This is a genomic window from Micromonospora sp. S-DT3-3-22 (assembly GCF_015354745.1).
GTDB classification, from domain to species: domain Bacteria; phylum Actinomycetota; class Actinomycetes; order Mycobacteriales; family Micromonosporaceae; genus Micromonospora; species Micromonospora wenchangensis.
The window spans coordinates 1-16548 of record NZ_JACGMO010000152.1; the positions used below are offsets into that span (position 1 = coordinate 1).

General features: G+C 75.6%; 18 protein-coding genes. 11 read left to right on the forward strand and 7 right to left on the reverse strand.

All coding sequences use genetic code 11. From position 1 onward, the window contains the following. Together H1A17_RS29925 and H1A17_RS29930 are read left to right on the forward strand one after the other, a co-directional pair. Nucleotides 1–245 (forward strand): pentapeptide repeat-containing protein (locus H1A17_RS29925; protein WP_194823461.1); only part of this gene is annotated, 245 nt, incomplete at its 5' end. 52 nt (nt 246–297) lie between these two features. After that, a complete protein-coding gene (locus H1A17_RS29930) occupies nt 298–549 on the forward strand; it encodes a hypothetical protein (RefSeq protein ID WP_194823462.1) in 252 nt (83 codons plus the stop codon). Between the two features lie 67 nt (nt 550–616). Here the strand turns inward: H1A17_RS29930 and rnhA are convergent, their stop codons facing one another. Further along, nucleotides 617–1081: a ribonuclease HI gene (gene rnhA / locus H1A17_RS29935; protein ID WP_194823463.1), complete on the reverse strand. Its 465-nt coding sequence runs from the start codon at nt 1079–1081 to the stop codon at nt 617–619. Nucleotides 1082–1209: 128 nt separating this feature from the next. Here rnhA and H1A17_RS29940 point away from each other — a divergent pair, with 128 nt between their 5' ends. After that, a complete protein-coding gene (locus tag H1A17_RS29940) occupies nt 1210–2316 on the forward strand; it encodes a serine hydrolase domain-containing protein (protein ID WP_194823464.1) in 1107 nt (368 codons plus the stop codon). 13 nt (nt 2317–2329) lie between these two features. Here H1A17_RS29940 and H1A17_RS29945 read toward each other — a convergent pair whose 3' ends face one another. After that, the gene (locus H1A17_RS29945) at nt 2330–3508 is read right to left on the reverse strand and encodes a lycopene cyclase family protein (RefSeq protein WP_145919951.1); all 1179 of its coding nucleotides are present in this window, start codon (nt 3506–3508) and stop codon (nt 2330–2332) included. A 103-nt stretch (nt 3509–3611) separates the two neighbouring features. Here H1A17_RS29945 and H1A17_RS35365 point away from each other — a divergent pair, with 103 nt between their 5' ends. Beyond that, on the forward strand, nt 3612–4709 hold the full coding sequence (locus H1A17_RS35365; protein ID WP_194823465.1) for a serpin family protein: 1098 nt from the start codon (nt 3612–3614) through the stop codon (nt 4707–4709). A 73-nt stretch (nt 4710–4782) separates the two neighbouring features. After that, nucleotides 4783–5853 carry a Gfo/Idh/MocA family oxidoreductase gene (locus tag H1A17_RS29955; RefSeq protein WP_194823466.1) on the forward strand — a complete coding sequence of 357 codons (1071 nt, stop codon included), beginning with the start codon at nt 4783–4785 and terminating at the stop codon, nt 5851–5853. 28 nt (nt 5854–5881) lie between these two features. Here the strand turns inward: H1A17_RS29955 and H1A17_RS29960 are convergent, their stop codons facing one another. Then, nucleotides 5882–7147 carry an MFS transporter gene (locus H1A17_RS29960; RefSeq protein WP_194823467.1) on the reverse strand — a complete coding sequence of 422 codons (1266 nt, stop codon included), beginning with the start codon at nt 7145–7147 and terminating at the stop codon, nt 5882–5884. A 110-nt stretch (nt 7148–7257) separates the two neighbouring features. Here H1A17_RS29960 and H1A17_RS29965 point away from each other — a divergent pair, with 110 nt between their 5' ends. The 4 genes from H1A17_RS29965 (at nt 7258) to H1A17_RS29980 (ending at nt 10826) form a co-directional block, all read left to right on the forward strand. Further along, entirely contained in the window at nt 7258–8118 is an 861-nt protein-coding gene (locus H1A17_RS29965; RefSeq protein ID WP_194823468.1) for a bifunctional 2-polyprenyl-6-hydroxyphenol methylase/3-demethylubiquinol 3-O-methyltransferase UbiG, read from the forward strand. A 293-nt stretch (nt 8119–8411) separates the two neighbouring features. Next, on the forward strand, nt 8412–8903 hold the full coding sequence (locus H1A17_RS29970; protein ID WP_145919946.1) for a hypothetical protein: 492 nt from the start codon (nt 8412–8414) through the stop codon (nt 8901–8903). 109 nt (nt 8904–9012) lie between these two features. Then, complete coding sequence (locus H1A17_RS29975; RefSeq protein WP_088645843.1) at nt 9013–9645, forward strand: class F sortase; 633 nt, start codon at nt 9013–9015, stop codon at nt 9643–9645. 71 nt (nt 9646–9716) lie between these two features. Then, complete coding sequence (locus H1A17_RS29980; RefSeq protein ID WP_309236901.1) at nt 9717–10826, forward strand: magnesium and cobalt transport protein CorA; 1110 nt, start codon at nt 9717–9719, stop codon at nt 10824–10826. A 13-nt stretch (nt 10827–10839) separates the two neighbouring features. On the opposite strand, the gene H1A17_RS29985 is transcribed toward H1A17_RS29980, so the two are convergent. After that, nucleotides 10840–11844 carry a phosphotransferase family protein gene (locus H1A17_RS29985; RefSeq protein WP_145919945.1) on the reverse strand — a complete coding sequence of 335 codons (1005 nt, stop codon included), beginning with the start codon at nt 11842–11844 and terminating at the stop codon, nt 10840–10842. Between the two features lie 524 nt (nt 11845–12368). Between H1A17_RS29985 and H1A17_RS29990 the strand changes: the two genes are divergently transcribed. Together H1A17_RS29990 and H1A17_RS29995 are read left to right on the forward strand one after the other, a co-directional pair. Beyond that, nucleotides 12369–13019 carry a C39 family peptidase gene (locus H1A17_RS29990; protein ID WP_194823469.1) on the forward strand — a complete coding sequence of 217 codons (651 nt, stop codon included), beginning with the start codon at nt 12369–12371 and terminating at the stop codon, nt 13017–13019. A 63-nt stretch (nt 13020–13082) separates the two neighbouring features. After that, the gene (locus H1A17_RS29995) at nt 13083–13478 is read left to right on the forward strand and encodes a YchJ family protein (protein ID WP_194823470.1); all 396 of its coding nucleotides are present in this window, start codon (nt 13083–13085) and stop codon (nt 13476–13478) included. A 42-nt stretch (nt 13479–13520) separates the two neighbouring features. Here H1A17_RS29995 and H1A17_RS30000 read toward each other — a convergent pair whose 3' ends face one another. The 3 genes from H1A17_RS30000 to H1A17_RS30010 all read right to left on the reverse strand — a co-directional run bounded on the left by H1A17_RS30000 (nt 13521) and on the right by H1A17_RS30010 (nt 16390). Further along, a complete protein-coding gene (locus tag H1A17_RS30000) occupies nt 13521–14777 on the reverse strand; it encodes an MFS transporter (protein ID WP_194823471.1) in 1257 nt (418 codons plus the stop codon). A 207-nt stretch (nt 14778–14984) separates the two neighbouring features. Next, nucleotides 14985–15965, reverse strand: a complete 981-nt coding sequence (locus H1A17_RS30005; protein ID WP_228544494.1) for a hypothetical protein — start codon at nt 15963–15965, stop codon at nt 14985–14987. Nucleotides 15966–16069: 104 nt separating this feature from the next. After that, a complete protein-coding gene (locus H1A17_RS30010) occupies nt 16070–16390 on the reverse strand; it encodes a hypothetical protein (protein WP_228544495.1) in 321 nt (106 codons plus the stop codon). Between the last annotated feature and the right edge of the window lie 158 nt (nt 16391–16548).

Here is a 16548-nt window from a genome sequence, read left to right on the forward strand (position 1 = left end):
GGCTGCTCGGCGCGGACCTGCGCGGCGCCGACCTGCGCCGGGCCGACGACACCGGGGCCGACCTGCGCTGCGCGGACCTGCGCGGGGCCGACCTGTCCGACACCCTGTTCCTGCACCAGTCCCAGCTCGAGGCGGCCCGGGGCGACCGGCACACCGCCCTGCCCGCACGGCTGCGCCGCCCCGCGCACTGGACCACGGTGGTGCCGCTCACCCCGGCCCGCCGCCCGCGCCGCCCCCGCCGCTGACGGCCCCCGGCGGGTGGGTTTGCCGGGCGGTAGGGCGGGCAGGTAGGTCGGCATGACGGAACAACCACGCACCGACCGGGCCGACACCGACGAGCCGGACGGCGTGCCGGCGTACGAGGCGTCGCTGCGCCCGCCGGGCGAGTCGCTGGGCGACGGCGGGGACACCGGCGACGACTTCGCCGACCTGCCCGCCGAGGAACACCGGTCGGCCCGGGAGACCAGCCGCGCCGGCTACGAGGTGGCCGCGGTCTCCGGTGCGGGCGACCCCGCCGAGGAGGAGGCCGCCCACCCACCCACCGAGTAGCGCGGGCCGCCCACCGCCACCGGCCGGCCCGGGAGACCTGGTGGGCGTCGGCGCGCGGGGATCGCGGTCAGCGGGAGACGCCCACCGCCGCCCGCGCCTGCGTCATCCCCCGGTTGGCCAGCGCGTCGGCACGCTCGTTCTCCGGATGGCCGTTGTGCCCCTTCACCCAGTGCCAGCTCACCTCGTGCCGGGCGCAGGCCGCCTCCAGCCGCTGCCACAGGTCGGCGTTCTTCACCGGCTGCTTCGCCGCGGTACGCCACCCGTTGCGCTTCCACGACGCCAACCAGCCGGTGATGCCGTTGCGCACGTACGTGCTGTCGGTGTGCAGCCGTACCGTGGCCGGCCGGGTCAGCGTCTCCAACGCCTCGATCGCCGCGGTCAGCTCCATCCGGTTGTTGGTGGTCGGGGTGGCCTCGCCACCGCACAGCTCCCGCTCGTGCCCGCCGTAGCGCAGCAGCACACCCCAACCGCCCGGCCCCGGGTTGCCACTGCACGCCCCGTCGGTCCAGATCTCCACGACCCCGTCCACCATGCCGCCGAACCTACCGGCACCCCGCCGGGCCCCGCCGCAGGGACCCGGGGCCCCGGCGACGCGACGTCGCGGCACCGGCCGGAAAATCCGGCGACGGCACCGGACCGGCTCTGGCAGAGTCGGCGACCGTGACCGACGACGGGGACGCCCTACGGGCCGAGGTACGCCGGACCGTGCACACGCTCGTCGACTCCGGCCGGGAGGCGGGCGTGCAGGTGGCGGCCTACCGGCACGGCCGGCTGATCGTCGACGAGACCGCCGGGCTGGCCGACACCGCCACCGGCCGGCCGTTGACCGCCGACACCCCGATCTTCAGCGTCTCCACCGGCAAGGGCCTGACCAGCGGCGTCGTGCACGTCCTCGCCGAAGCGGGCCGGCTCGACTACGACCTGCGCGTCGCCGACGTCTGGCCGGAGTTCGCCCGGCACGGCAAGCACACCGTCACCCTGCGGCACGTGCTCACCCACACCGCCGGGGTGCCGGACCTGCCCGCCGACGTCACCCCGGCCGACTTCACCGACTGGGACCGGATGTGCGCCCTGGTCGCCGACGCGGTGCCCCGCTGGGCGCCCGGCGAACGGATCGCCTACCACGCGTGGACGTACGGCTGGCTGGTCGGCGAGGTGGTCCGCCGGGTCACCGGCCGGACGATCTCCACCGTGCTCGCCGAGGACGTGGCCGCCCCGCTGGGCGTCACCGGGGAACTGTTCCTCGGGGTGCCCGACGCCGACCTGCCCCGGCTGGCCACGCTGGAGGACAACGGCCTGGCCGACCTGATGACGTTCGCCTCCGCCCACCTGCCGCACTTCGACGCCGTCGCCCCACCGGCCGTCCGCCCCGACGCCACCATCGGCAGCCGACCCGACGTGCTGCGCGCCGACGTGCCCGCCGTGGGCACCCTCACCGCCCGCGCCGCCGCCCGGCTCTACGCCGCGCTCATCGGCGACGTCGACGGGGTCCGGCTGATCTCCGCCGACCGGCTGCGCCAGGTCAGCGCCGTCGCCGTCCGGGGCGTCGAATGGGTGTTCGGGCAGGAGACGGCGTTCGGGCTCGGCTACGCCGTCGACGACGACGGGTCGTTCGGCACCTCCGGCAGCGGCGGCAGCCTCGCCTACGCGTACCCGGAACTGGGCCTGTCGGTGGCGGCGACCCGCAACCGGCTCGGCGCGAACGACGGCGACCCGATGGAGGGCCTGCGGACGCTGATCCGCGACACGGTCCGGGCCGCCCGCTGACCGCCGCGCCCGCTCAGCGGCGGGTCAGCCGGGCGCGCAGCCGGCCCACCGCGTCACCCACCACCGCCGAGGTCATCGGCAGCAGCGGACTCGACCGCATCAGGGCCACGTCCTCCGCCGGGCCGGTCGCCCCGTCGAGGAACCGCAGCACCCGCGACGCCGGGTTCCGGTCGAACAGCCGGTCGAAGAACTCCGGGCCAGCCACCGCCCCGGAATCCCACGCCCGCAACGCCACCGCGTCCATCCACCGGTGCCGCCCCGGGTACGCCGGCCGGGGCACCGGCGCACGGCCGGCGGCGAGCGCGGCGGCGACCTGCCCGGCCTGCCGGTGCATCGCCGAGAAGGTGAACCCGGTCGACGGGCGGGTCGCCCCACCGGCGGTGCCCAGCCGCACCACCCGGGGCGACGGCCGCTGGTCGAACGGCGCGTCCGTCATCGGGATCACCCCGTCCTCCACCTCCCGCACCCGCAACCCGGCCAGGTCCAGCCCGAGCAGCCCCGCGTACCCGCGCAGGCCGGCGTCGTAGCCCGCGTCGGTGAGCACCGCCGGGGAGAACTCGGTGTACTCGACCAGCGCGTACCGGTCGCTGACCGGCAGCACGTAACCGAACGACACCCCCCGGGCCGGCTGCGGGGTGCGGAAGTCCATCAGCACCGCCCGCCCCGGATCGAACACCGGCGTCGACGACTCCAACCACCAGCCCCGGAAGTGCTGCAACCAGGCCGTCCGACCGGGCCGGCGGGGCGGGCGGGGACGCGAGTCGAGCACCCACCCGGCGCGCAGCACCACCCGCCCGTCGGTGTCGCGCACCGTCACCGCCGTACCGTCGTCGTCGAGCGCCCCCACCGCCACGTCGTAGCGGGCCGCGCCGAGCCGCCGTTCCGCCTCGGCGGCCCGCGCGTAGACCGGGGCGGAGCGCAGCATCGCGTACCGCAGCGGAGCCAGCTCCAGCACCCGGGTGACCGCCGGGGTGGCCACCTCCACCCGCGACCAGCTGGCGCTGAGCATCGGCTCCAGCTCACCCCCCGGGGCACCCCAGAACGCCCAGGTGCGGTCCTGGCCGCGCTTGCGCACCGGGTCCACCACGGCCACCCGCAGCCCCGGCAGTTCGTGCCGGGCCAGCGCGGCGAGCACCAGCGAACCGGCCCCACCACCACCGACGACGGCCAGGTCGACCTCGCGCACACCCACCCGGCCACGCTGTCACACCGCCACCGGCCGGCCGCACCGGCCCCACCACCGGCATGCCCGGGGCGGACACCCGGCGGGGTGGGGTCGGGTAGCCTGCCGCCCCATGAGCCCGCCCGCCAACGCCCTCACCGCCCGCTGGGCGGCCCGCCTGGACGACCGGCAGACCGTCCTGTCCGGCGCCGGGGTGTACCCGCTGCTCGCCCTGCTCGCCCGGTACGCCACCGGCCCGGCCCGCGCCGAACTGCACGCCGTCGCCCCCACCCCGGCCACCCCGGTCGACTCCCCCACCACCCGCCTCGCGGCCGGATTCTGGTCACGCGCCGGGCTGCCCCTGGGCCGCCGCTGGCTGACCGAGGTGGACGCCGCGACCCGGGGCGAGCTGACCGGCGACCCGGCCGTCGACCAGCCCCGCCTCGACCGGTGGGCGCACGACCACACCGACGGCCTGATCCCCCGGATGCCCGTTCCGGTCGGGCCGGGCACCGCGCTGATGCTGGCCACCGCGCTGAGCGTGCTCGTGGACTGGGCCACCCCGTTCCACCCCGCCCCCTGCCGGCCGACGGCCGGGCCGTGGCAGGGCCGCACCCTGGCCGGGCTGCACCGGGGCGGCGGCGACCCGGCGACGCTGCGGGTCGCCGACACCACCGCCGGCCCGGTCAGCCTGCTCACCGTCGCCGGGGACGCCGACGTCGACGTGCTGCTCGCCCTCGGCCCGGACGGGCAACCCGCCGCCCGGGTCCTCCCGGCCGCGATCGGGGCGCTCGACCACCCCGCGACCCTGCCCGCACCGGCCGGACCGGGCGTCACCGAGGACACCGTCGACGGGCACGACGACCGGCCGGAGCTGCTGGTGCGTACCGTCGGGTTCACCGTGACCGGCGAGCACGACCTGCTCGACCACGCCGACCTGTTCGGCCTCGCCACCGCCGCCCGCGACGGCGACCACTTCCCCGACATCAGCCCCCGGCTGTCGGTCTCCGACGCCCGGCAGAGCGCCCGCGCCGAGTTCACCACCACCGGCTTCCGGGCCGCCGCCGTCACCGCCCTGGCCATGCGGGCCGGCGGCGCGGCACCCCGCGCCACCGTCCGACGGCGACGGGTACGCCTCGACGTGGACCGGCCGTTCGGCTTCCTCGCCGTGCACCGTCCCACCGGCCTGGTGCTGGTCGCCGGCTGGGTGACCGACCCGACGCCGGCCTGACACCGGGGCGGCCACCGACACCGCGTAGGTTCGGTGGGACCGGACCACCCGCGGCGACGATCGGGGAACCAGCATGACGGACGGCACGCGGCACCCCCTGCGGGTCGGGTTGCTCGGCTACGGCGTCGCCGGTCGGGTGTTCCACGCCCCGCTGATCGCCGCCACCGGCGGGCTGCGGCTGGCCGCCGTCGTCACCGCCGACCCGCAGCGCCGGCAGCAGGTCGCCGACGAACACCCCGACGCCCGGGTCGTCGACGACGCCGGGGCGTTGTGGGCCGACCCGGACGCCCTCGACCTGGTGGTGGTGGCCACCCCGAACAGCTCCCACGTCACCCATGCCCGGGCCGCGCTCGCCGCCGGGCTGCCGGTGGTGGTGGACAAGCCGCTCGCCGCCACCGCCGCCGACGCCCGCGCGCTGGTCGACGAGGCGGACCACCGGGGCGTCCCGCTGACCGTGTTCCAGAACCGCCGCTGGGACGGCGACTTCCGCACCGTACGACGGCTGGTCGGGGCCGGCGCGCTGGGCCGGGTGACCCGGTTCGAGTCCCGCTTCGAACGCTGGCGGCCGCAGATCCGGGCCGGCTGGCGTGAGGGCGGCGGCCCCGCCAACGCCGGGGGTGTCCTCTACGACCTCGGCGCGCACCTCGTCGACCAGGCCGTGCAGCTGTTCGGGCCGGTCGACACCGTCTACGCCGAGGTGGACCGGCGGCGACCCGGCGCGCAGGTCGACGACGACGCGTTCGTGGCGCTCACCCACGTCGGCGGGGTCCGCTCCCACCTGTGGATGAGCGCGGTCACCGCCCAACTCGGCCCCCGGCTGCGGGTCCTCGGCGACCGGGCCGCGTACACCTGCCACGGCCTCGACGGGCAGGAGGACGCGCTGCGGCGCGGCGGCCGACCCGACGCCCCGGGCTGGGGCGAGGTCACCCCCGACCGGTACGGCCTGCTCGGCGCGGGTGACGACCTCCGCCCGGTACCCACCGAACCGGGCCGCTACCAGGACTTCTACGCCCAGGTCGAGGCGGCGTTGCGCGGCGACGGACCGCTGCCGGTGGACCCCCGGGACGCGGTACGCACGGTGGAGCTGATCGAGCTGGCGCACCGCAGCGCCGCCGAGCGGACCGTGCTGCCCGTCCCCGCCTGACGACGCGCGCGTGGGCTCCCCGCCCGCCTCACCCCGTGACCGCACCGGGTGCGGCGGCCGGTCGGGACGACGTGCCGGCATAGGCGGCGGCCACGGCGGCACGGTCGAACACCCGCCAGGTCCCCACCGCGACGACGAGGGCCACCACGAACCCCGCCCAGTAGGGCGTGGTCAGCCCGAACCTGCCGGCCACCACCCCGCCGAGCAGCGCGCCCGCGCAGTTGCCGCCGGCCGCGATGAACAGCGTCGTCGCACCGACCCGGCCACGCAGCTCCGACGGGGTCAACCGCTGCCGCAGCGAATGGAACACGATCCCCCACAGGGCACCGTGCACCCCGAACGCGAACAGCGCGAACCCGACGAGCCAGGCGCTGGTCGAGGCGGCCAACGCCAGGTGCAGCCCCGCCTCGACCAGCAACCCGACCCGCACCGTCCAGGTCGCGCCGACCCGGGCGATGAGCCGGTCACCGACCACCGCGCCGAGCAGCCCCCCGGCCGACATGCTGGTGAACAGCAGCCCGTAGCCGACGGAGTCCAGGCCGAGACGTTCGGTCGCCACCAGCACCAGCACCGCCATCGCGGCCGTCAGGGTGAGGTTGAGCAGGCCGATCAGCACGGCCATCGCGCGCAGCAGCCGCTGGCCGATCAGGAACCGGAAGCCCGCGCCGATCTCCGCCCGCATCGACCGGGTCCCCGCCGGGACCGCGTCCCCACCGCCCCGGAACGAGCCGCCGATCAACGCGACGAGCACGGCGCTGAGCGCGTACGTGCCGGCATTGGCGAGGAACGGGAGGCTCTCGGCGAGGACGAACAGGAACCCGCCGAGCGGACCCGCCAGCATCCCCTGCGCCAGGGTGGTGCCGCCGCCGAGCCAGCCGTTGGCCCGTTCCAGCCGGGCCGTGGGCACGACCGTCGGCAACATCGCCTGGCTGGCCGACCGGAACACGATCTCACCGGTGTTCACCACGAACAGCACGGCGTACAGCAGCGGTATCCCGGCCCGGCCGGCCAGCATCGCCACACCCAACGACACCAGGGCGACCACCCGCACCCAGTCGATGACCACCATCAACCGCCGCCGGTCCAGCCGGTCGACCAGCACCCCGCCGGGCAGCGCGAACAGCAGCCAGGGCAGCCACGACGCACCGGCGGCGGCGGCGACCACCAGCGGATCGTCGCTGCGGGCCGCCGCGTACAGCGGCGCCGCCACCGTGGCCATACCGCTGCCCAGCGCCGACAGCGTGCTCGCCGCCCAGAGCCTGCCGAACCGGGCGTCCAGTCCCTCCCCCGTCACGGCCCGGCAACCTACCAGGACGCCCGGACACCGACCGCCGTCGGTGCCGGTCGACGGTCGGTCACCGAATTGCCGTTGAGCCGACCCGCCGCATCTGCCACCGTCAGCCGGTGACCGACGACGACGGGCCGGGCCGGCCGCTCCCCGACACCGACTACCGCACCCTCAACCGGGCCAGTTGGGACGACCGGGCCGCCGCCCACGCCGCCTCCCCGGACTACGCCGTGGACCGGTTCGCCGCCGACCCGGCCTACCTCAGCGAGGTGGTCCGGTTCGACCTGCCCCGCCTCGGTGACGTGGCCGGGCTGCGCGGTGTGCACCTGCAGTGCCACATCGGCACCGACACCGTGTCGCTGCACCGGCTCGGCGCACGGATGACCGGCCTGGACTTCTCGGGCGCGTCGCTGGCCCAAGCGCGGGCCCTGGCCGGGCGCACCGGCGCGGCCGTCGACTTCGTCCAGGCCGACGTGTACGACGCGCCCGACGTGCTCGGTGTCGGCAATTTCGACCTGGTCTACACCGGGGTCGGCGCGTTGTGCTGGCTGCCGGACATCCGCCGCTGGGCGGGCGTGGTCGCCGCCCTGCTGCGTCCGGGCGGGCGGCTGTTCCTGCGCGAGGGGCACCCGATGTTGTGGGCCCTGGACGAGACCCGCCCGGACGGCCTGCTGGCGGTCGAGCACCCGTACTTCGAGCGTGCCGAACCGTTGGTGTGGGACGAGGGCGGCACCTACGTGAGCACCGAGGCCACCTTCACCCACAACACCACCCACGAGTGGAGCCACGGGCTCGGCGAGGTGGTCACCGCCCTGCTCGACGCCGGGTTCGAATTGACCATGCTCCACGAGCACGACAGCGCCCCCTGGGATGCGCTGCCGGGGCGGCAGACCCGCGACGCGTACGGCGAGTGGCGGCTGACCGAACGCCCGTGGCGGCTCCCGCAGACCTACACGCTCCAGGCCCGCCGCCGCTGATCTCGCCTGTCCGTCGGTGATGGCGGGCCTGGGTGTCGTCCGCGCGGTGGGTCACACCCCCTAAAGCGTCCTAGGAGGCTGGGTTGTCGGGTGCCGCGGGTGTCCGCGGTGTCCCGGCAATTCCGCCGCTCTCCGGCGGACGGGAAAACACGTGACGGCAACGAAGATTTCTCATTTACCCCGGTAGGAGGGCCCATCCCTCCTAGTGTTGGGCACACCGGTGCTAGTTACGGAGTTGGCCACCCGAACGACGTCCCACGCAGACAGCGGACGAAAAGTGAGGGAAGACGCGTATGAAGGCACAGAAGGTTCTCGTATCGACGGCGCTCGGCGTGGGACTCGGCACGCTCCTGCTCCCGACCGCCGCACTCGCGGACACCACGGTGTCGCCGGCCACCACGCCGGTCGGCGGGACGGTCGTGCTCACCGCGACGACCTGCAACCCCAAGTCGGGTGACGTGATCTTCCGGGTCACCGGACCGGACCGGGACCAGAACGTCCGCTCCACCACCGCCGCGGCCGGCGGCGGACTGAGCGCCGAACTCTTCACCGCCGGGTTCACCCTGGGCACCTACACCGTGGCCGCCACCTGCGGCGACGGCAGCTCCGCCGGCAGCGCCACCTTCACCGTCACGCCGATCGGCGCGGCACCCGCCGGGGCCGGCGGCGGCGCCGGCAACACCGGCCTGCTGGCCGCCGGAGGCGCCCTCGCCGGGGCCGCCGCGCTCGGCACCACCGTGCTGCTGCGCCGCCGACGCCGGGCGGCGGCGGGCACCGTCGCCTGACGACACGACAGGCGTCGGCCGACAACGCGCCACACCATCCCTGGGGACGGGTGCCCGCACCGAACCGGTACGGGCACCCCGACCACATCGGACGTCGGGGAGGACGGCGATGGGCGTACGCGAGTGGGCGGGCCGGACCCGCGCCGCCGTCACCGCGGTCACGGTGAGCGGCACCGCCGGGATCGCGCTGATCGCCGCCGGACTGACCCTCGGACCGGTCGGACCACCCCAGCCGAGCATCGACGTCAGCGGCGGCAACACCAGCCGCTCCCCCGTCCCGGCGCTGCCCCGCTCCACCCCGGTCCGCATCGACATCCCGGCCATCGGCGTGCACGCCGACCTGGTGCCGGTGGCCGGCGACCCGAACGGCACCCTGGAGGTGCCGCCGCTGGACCGGCCCACCGTCGCCGGCTGGTACCGGCCCGGGGCCAGCCCCGGCGAGGCGGGCAACGCCGTCGTCGTCGGGCACGTCGACACCCGCGACGGACCGGCGGTCTTCTTCGACCTCGGGCGGCTACGCCCCGGGGACACCGTCCGGGTCACCCGCGCCGACGGGCGGGTGGTGCGGTTCGCGGTCGACGGGGTCGGGGCGTACCCGAAGCGGAACTTCCCCACCGCGCTGGTCTACGGGCCGGGCGGACCGGGACCGACGCTGCGCCTGGTCACCTGTGGAGGACGGTTCGACGAACGGTCCCGCGACTACTCCGACAACGTCGTCGTGCGGGCCACCGCCGTCGGCTGACCCGCCCCGCCCGGTGTCGCGCCGACCCACTACGGTGGGCCGGCGGACGGGCGGCGAGGCGGAGGTACCCGGTGGAGCGGCGAGCGCTGACGACCCTGCTCGGACCCCGGCTCGGCACCCTGGTCGGCCGGCTGCGCCGACCCTCCGGCGCGACGCCCGACCGGCCGGCCCGACGGGCCAACCCGGACGCCGTGGTCGACTGCGCGGTCTACGTCAACGGCCGCCGGGAGGCCGGCCGGCCGCACTACGCCGACGCGTACGCCCGCTCCCGGCACGGCCGCAACGCCTTCGTCTGGCTGGGTCTGCACGACCCGGGCGCGGCGGTGCTCGCCGTCGTCGGGCAGGTCTTCGGCCTCGACGAGCTGACCGTGGCGCAGGCGCTCGCCGACGGGCACCGCCCCACCGTGCAGCGGCACGGCCCGGTCACCCTGCTGGTGCTGCGCACCGCCGCCTACGTCGCCCAGGGCGAGCTGACCGCGACCTCCGACGTGGTGGACACCGGCGACGTGATGGTGCTGCTGGGCGACCGGTTCGTGGTCACCGTCCGGCACGGCGCTTCCGGTGCCCTCGCGCCGGTCCGCCGCGAGATCGAGGGCCGCCCGTCGCTGCTCGCCGAGGGCCCGTGGGCGGTGGCGTACGCGGTGACCGCCCGGATGGTCGATCTCTACCTGGAGGTCGCCGCCCACCTCGAACGGGACCTGGAACGCGTCGAGGAGAGCGTCTTCGCCCCCGACCACGCCGCCGACATCCAGCAGATCTACCAGCTCAAACGGGAGCTGGTGGAGTTCAAGCGGGCGGTCCTGCCGCTCCAGGAGCCGCTGCGTGCCCTGGTCGCCGGCCCCGACGGCGGCCCGCCGTCGGGGCTGCGCCGCTGGTACGTCGACGTGGAGGGCCGGCTCACCCGGGCGGTCGACCGGATCACCGCCTACGACGAGCTGCTCAACTCGCTCCTGCAGTCCCGGCTGGCCCAGCTCGCCGTCGACCAGAACAACGACATGCGCAAGATCGCGGCGTGGGCGGCGATCGCCGCCACCCAGACGGCGGTGGCCGGGGTCTACGGGATGAACTTCGCCCGGATGCCCGAGCTGTCCTGGCGGTACGGCTACCCGGCCGCGCTGGCGCTGATGGCGACGGCGGCGTTCACCCTGCACCGGCTGTTCCGCCGCTCCGGCTGGCTCTGACCCACCGCCCCGGTCAGGGCCCGTCCAGGTCGGACAGTTCCTCGTCGAGCAGCCGCGCCAGTATCCGGAACCGGTCGGGTTCGGTGTGCACGGTGATCCCCCGGCTGGGCGCCTCCACCGTCATCAGCAGGTAGAGGTAGAGCCGGTAGAGGCCGAGCCGGCGGCGTACCCCCGGCTCGTCCAGCGCCACCCGCTCCCCGGCCGTGCGGTAGCCGCGCAGGAACGGGTCGTCGGGGGTGTCCTCGGCGCGGCGGAACAGCAGCGGCGACACCAGGTCCAGCAGCGGATCGCCGTACAGGAACCGCTCACCGTCGACCAGTCCGCCGAGCCGGTGCCCGCCGGCCGGGCCCGGCACGGCGAGGACGTTGCCCGCCCAGCCGTCGAAGTGCAGCAGCGCCGGACGGCGCACCACGTCCAGCACCCCGGCGTGCCGGGCGACCAGGGCCCGCAACCGGTCCGCCGGCAGCGGCAGCGGCACCGCCCAGTCCGCCGCGTCGGCGAGCAGGTCGTCCACCATCGCGGTGTACGCCGACCGCCAGGTCGGGCCGGCGGCCCGACCGCCGTCGTAGCCGTACCGGTCGCCGGTCACCCGGTGCAGGGCGGCGAACGCCGTGCCCAACCCGGTCCAGACCTCGTCGACCGGTACGCCGTCGGCGACGAGCGTGTACAGCATCCGACCGGGGAGGTGGCCGGTGAGCAGCCAGTCCCCGAGGGTCGGGTCACTGCCGTGGTGCAGCAGCGGGGGTACGGGCACGGTCGGCGCGTGCGCCGCCACCAGCCGCAGGTAGCGTGCCTCGGCGGCGATCAGGTCGCGTTCGTAGCGCAGCAGCGGCACCGACGGCGGTGGCCCCACCTTGAGCACCACGGCACGCCCGTCGTCGAGCCGGACCCACCAGACGGCGGCGAATCCGCCCCCGCTGAGCGGGCCGCAGTCGGTGACCCGTACGACGGGCCCGAGGGAGGCCGCGACGTACCGGTGGACCTGGTCGGTGTCGAGGAGGCGTTGGGTGGGGCTCACCGGCGTCCGCCCCCGTGCCGCCGGCTGTCCCGCTGTGCGACGTTCATGACCGCCCAGGCTAGCGGTGGACCGCCGCCACCTGCGGGGCGAGGACGGGCGTTCGCCCCGGGCATCGCCCTCCGCGTGGAATGTCGGGTTCGCACAGGTCGCCACCGCCCGCCTGCGCGGCCCGCCGGCCGGTACGGGGCGACATCGCCGTCGGTGTCCGGTTGGCGGGCCGACCGGCGCGCGGTCACCGCCGGTGTGTCGCCTCCGGGGCCGGTGTCGCGTGGCCGGGGCCACCCCCACGGCGGAATCGTCGCCGGGGCCGGGGCGTTGTACCTGGCATACCACCGCCGCTCCCCACGGGGAGCAGGCCCCGGAACCCTGACCACGGAATGCGGTCGCCACCGGATTGGTTACCCCTCCCCCGGACGACGTCCGAGCAGGTCCCCCGGACCGCCGGACGTTTCCCTTGCGACTTCCGCGACGCCCCTCCCCCCTTCCGGGGCGTCCACCGCACCCCCGACGCAGAGGAGCACCCCATGCGTACCGACATCCTGCGCAAGACCGCCCTGACCGTCGCCGGCCTGGCCGCCACCGCCGGTGGCGTCGCCGGCCCCGCGATCGCCGCCCACGCCGCCGAGACCACCCGCCCCGCCGCCGTCCAGGCCGACCGCAGGCCGGCCGGCGAGCGCGAACTGAAGGTCGACTACGAGGCGCAGCCCAACTTCTACTACTGCGGCCCGGCCGCCGCCCGCAACGCGCTGAGCGTGCAGGGCAAGAACATCGACGTGGACACCATGGCCAAGCACATGCGCACCACCGAGGACGGCACCGACAGCATCAACGACATCACCCCGGTGCTCAACCGGGAGACCGGCCGCGACGCCTACCACAGCACCGAGATCCGCAGCAGCAAGGCCGACGACAAGCAGACCGACACGCTGCGCGCCGACATCGTCCGCGCCATCGACGACGGCCGCGCCGTGGTCGCCAACATCGCCGGCACCACCACCGACACCGACGGCGGCACCCACTCCTTCGAGGGCGGCCACTACATCAGCGTCACCGGCTACCACGACGGCGGCAGGACCGTCACCATCGCCGACTCCGCCAACCCGGACACCGCCTCCTACCGCATCACCGTCGACAACCTCGGCGACTGGATCGCCACCCGCGGCTACGCCTCCTGACCGCGGCACCCGGACGGGCCGACCCTGGGTCGGCCCGTCCGGCGGTTGCGGCAGGATGGGCGGGTGGCGAAACAAGCATCCCACCGGCCCTGCCCCTGCGGCACCGGCCTGCCGTACGCCGAATGCTGCGGGCCGCTGCACGTCGGCGACGGCACAGCCCCGACGGCGCAGGCGTTGATGCGCTCCCGGTTCAGTGCCTTCGCCGTCGGCGACGGCGACTACCTGCTGCGCAGCTGGCACTCCACCACCCGGCCACGCCGGCTGCACCTCGACCCCGCCACCCGGTGGACCCGGCTGGAGATCGTCGACAGCACGCGCGGCGGCCTGCTGGACACCACCGGCACGGTGACGTTCCGCGCCCACTACCGCGAGGCCGGGCAGCCGGGCACGATGACGGAGCAGAGCCGGTTCGTCCGCGAGGACGGCAGCTGGGTCTACCTGGACGCGCTACCGGACTGACCGCGGCACCGCCGCCCGTGCCGACCCCCGGCAACCGGCGGTTCACCGCGCCACCGGCGTCGTCGGGCGGTCCGGCACCGTTGCCCGCTCCCCGGCCCGTCCCGACACCGCCAGCGCCCCGGCCACCAGCAGGTACGGCACGGCCGCCGCCACGAACGCCACCGGGTGCCCGCCGGTCACGGCGACCAACGCGTACCCGGCGTAGACCACGATCATGGCCAGGTCGGTGCCCATGCCCGCGACCGAGGTGACGGTGGCCCGCCCCGGGCCGGTGATCCGGTCCTGGAGGCGGGCGTCGGCGAGCACGGTGGCGAGTTGCAACGCGCAGAACGCCACCCCGAGCAGCAGGAAGCCCCCCGGATGCCGGACGGCGGCCCCGGCGGACAGGGCGACGGCGGCCAGGGCGAGCAGCGCCGCGTACCCGCGGGTGGTCAGGCGTTCCGCCGCCGGGGCGAGCAGGCCACCGACGGTCATCCCGATCCAGACCGGCAGGAGCAGCAGCGGCACCGTGGACGCGGCGACGCCGGTGTCGCGGGCCAGCAGCGGAGCGTACTCGTCGAGGGTGCCCCAGACCGCCGTCACCGCCGGGACGAGCAGCACGGCCGCCCGTACCCGTCGGTCGGCGCGGGCCTCGGCGAGGCCCGCGCGCAGGCTCGCCCACCAGCCCGGCCCGGGCGGCTCGTCGAAAGACGCGGTGCCGGGCGGCACGGCGGGCCGGTGTTCCGGGAAACGGGTGGCGACGGCGGCGGCGAGGACGGCGGACAGCACGCTCGCCGCACCGACCGCTTGGTATCCGCCGGCGGCGAGGACCGGGCCGGCCAGGCCCAGCGAGGCGAGCACCCCGAGCACCCCGGCGGTCCGGCCCCGCCCCATCGTGCGGGCGTAGCGTCCGGCCGCGCCGAGCCGGTCGAGTTCGGTGTAGACCAACGCCTCCAGGGCGCCGGAGCCGAGCGCCCCGCCGGCTCCCCAGAGGACGAAACCGAGCGCGAACGCCCACCACGACCCGGCCAGCACCCACAGGGCGAAGCAGCCCCCGGTGAGCAGCGGCGCGAGGCAGAGCAGCAGGCGTCGGGAGACCGTGTCGGCCCAGGCCCCGGAGGGGACCTCCAGCACGATCGCGGTCACCGACCAGATCACGAAGAGGGCGGAGATCTGCCCGACGGTGAGCCCGGTGTCGCTGAACAGCAGCACGTACACCGGGTAGAGCAGGACGAGATCGCTGAGGAACAGGTAGCCGTAGAGCGTGGCGGACAGCCTGCGGACACGGGTGTCGGGCACCCGCGCGGAGAGGGAGTTCATCAGGGCCTTTCCCGGGGACGGAACGGACGCGGGAGGTACGGCGTCCGTGGCGGTCCACGGTTTCGGCCTTCAGTGTCGGATCACCATCGCCAGGTCATGTGCCCGATGCTAGCCGGCTGCGGTCGGCGGCGTGGCCCCGGCGCGGTGTCCACCGCGCGACAGGGGGCGGAGCCTGGTCCGGCGTCCGCCCCCTGTCGCGCGGTGCGGTCACCGGCGGGAGGTGTCCGGGTCCAGCGGCGGGATGACCATGGTGGCCTCACTGTCGGTGGCGGACCCGTCGGCCGGCCCGGCCTGACGCGGCACGACCTGGGTCGCCTCCACGTCGTCGGGGCGGGTCACCACCTGGGTCCGCTCGGCGTCGTCGTCCACCGTCGCCGCCGGGGCGGGCGTGGTGGGGACCGGTGCGGCCGGGGCGGGCGTGGTGGTGGCGGGCACCGGCTGGGTGCGTTCGGCCTCCGCGTACGGGTCCAGCCGGGCCTCGACGTCGCGCCGGCCGGCCTGGTAGGCGCGGGCGTGGGTGGCGATGGTGCGCGACTCCTGCTCGGCGCGGCTCAGCCAGGACTCCCAGCGGGCCTGCATCGGGCGGACCAGCCCGCCGCCGACCCCGACGACGAGGATGCCGCCGACGGTGGCGAGCACGGCGACCAGCACCGGCGTGGTGACCGCGGTGGCGACGCCGATCTGGTTGAGCGCGGCGATCACGCCCAGGCCGAGGATGAACACCGAGGCGATGTTGGCCAGCACCCGGCCGTAGGACAGGCCGCCGAGCGCACTGCTGATGATGTCCTTGACCGCGTTGGCGATCGCGGCGGCGACGACCACGATGACGATCGCGACGAACGCCCGGGGCAGCCAGGCGATCACGCCGGCGATGAGGTCGGAGATCGGGTTCGGGCCCCAGATGCCGAAGGCGAGCTGGAGGGTCACCAGCAGCACCCCGTAGTAGGCGAGCTTGGCGACGATGTCGCTGGCGTCGTAGCGGGAACGGGCCAGCGCCGTCTTGATGCCGCCGCGTTCGACGGCCCGGTCGAAGTGCACCCGTTCCAGCACCTTGTCGACGATCCTGCGGACGGCCTTGGCGATCAGCCAGCCGGCCACCAGGATCGCCACGAAGGCGACCGCCTTGGGCAGGAAGAGCATCACCGCCCGCAGGGCGTCGCCCACCGCATCGCTGAACTTGTCTGTCATCGTGGTCCTCCACCGTCAGCTCGGTCGGCCCCCGAAGCTACCCCCGACCCGGTCGCCGGAAACCCGGCGGGCCCGGCCGGACGCCCGGCGCGGGGCCGGCCCGGTCAGCCCGACGTGCAGGCGGGCAGCAGTGACACCACGACCGGGCCGGTGGGCGCCGAGGCGTTGCCGGCGTCGTCGACGGCGACGACCTGGATCGGGATCCGGGTCGTCGCCGAGGGCGTCGGCAGGTCACCGAGGGTGCCCTGGAAGACGTCCGGCGCGGTCTGGTCCATGCCGACGGTCCGGGTGGCACCGTCGAGGGTGTACCGGAACACCACCCGGAGCAGGTCACCGGCGGCCCGGTCGTCGACGACCGTCGCGGTGACCGTGGTCGCGGTGACCGCGTCGGGGCAGCCCTGCGGCTCCACGGTGGTGGGGCTCACGTCGGGGGTGGACACCGTCGGCGGCGACACGTCCGGCGGCAGGAGCGGCGTGTTCGGCGTCGTCGGCGGCGCGGGGTCCGGCGTGCGTACCCGGGTGGTGGTCGCGGCGGCGGACCGGGTCGGGGCGGTGCTGGGCGGCGCGCCGGTGGTGCTCGCCG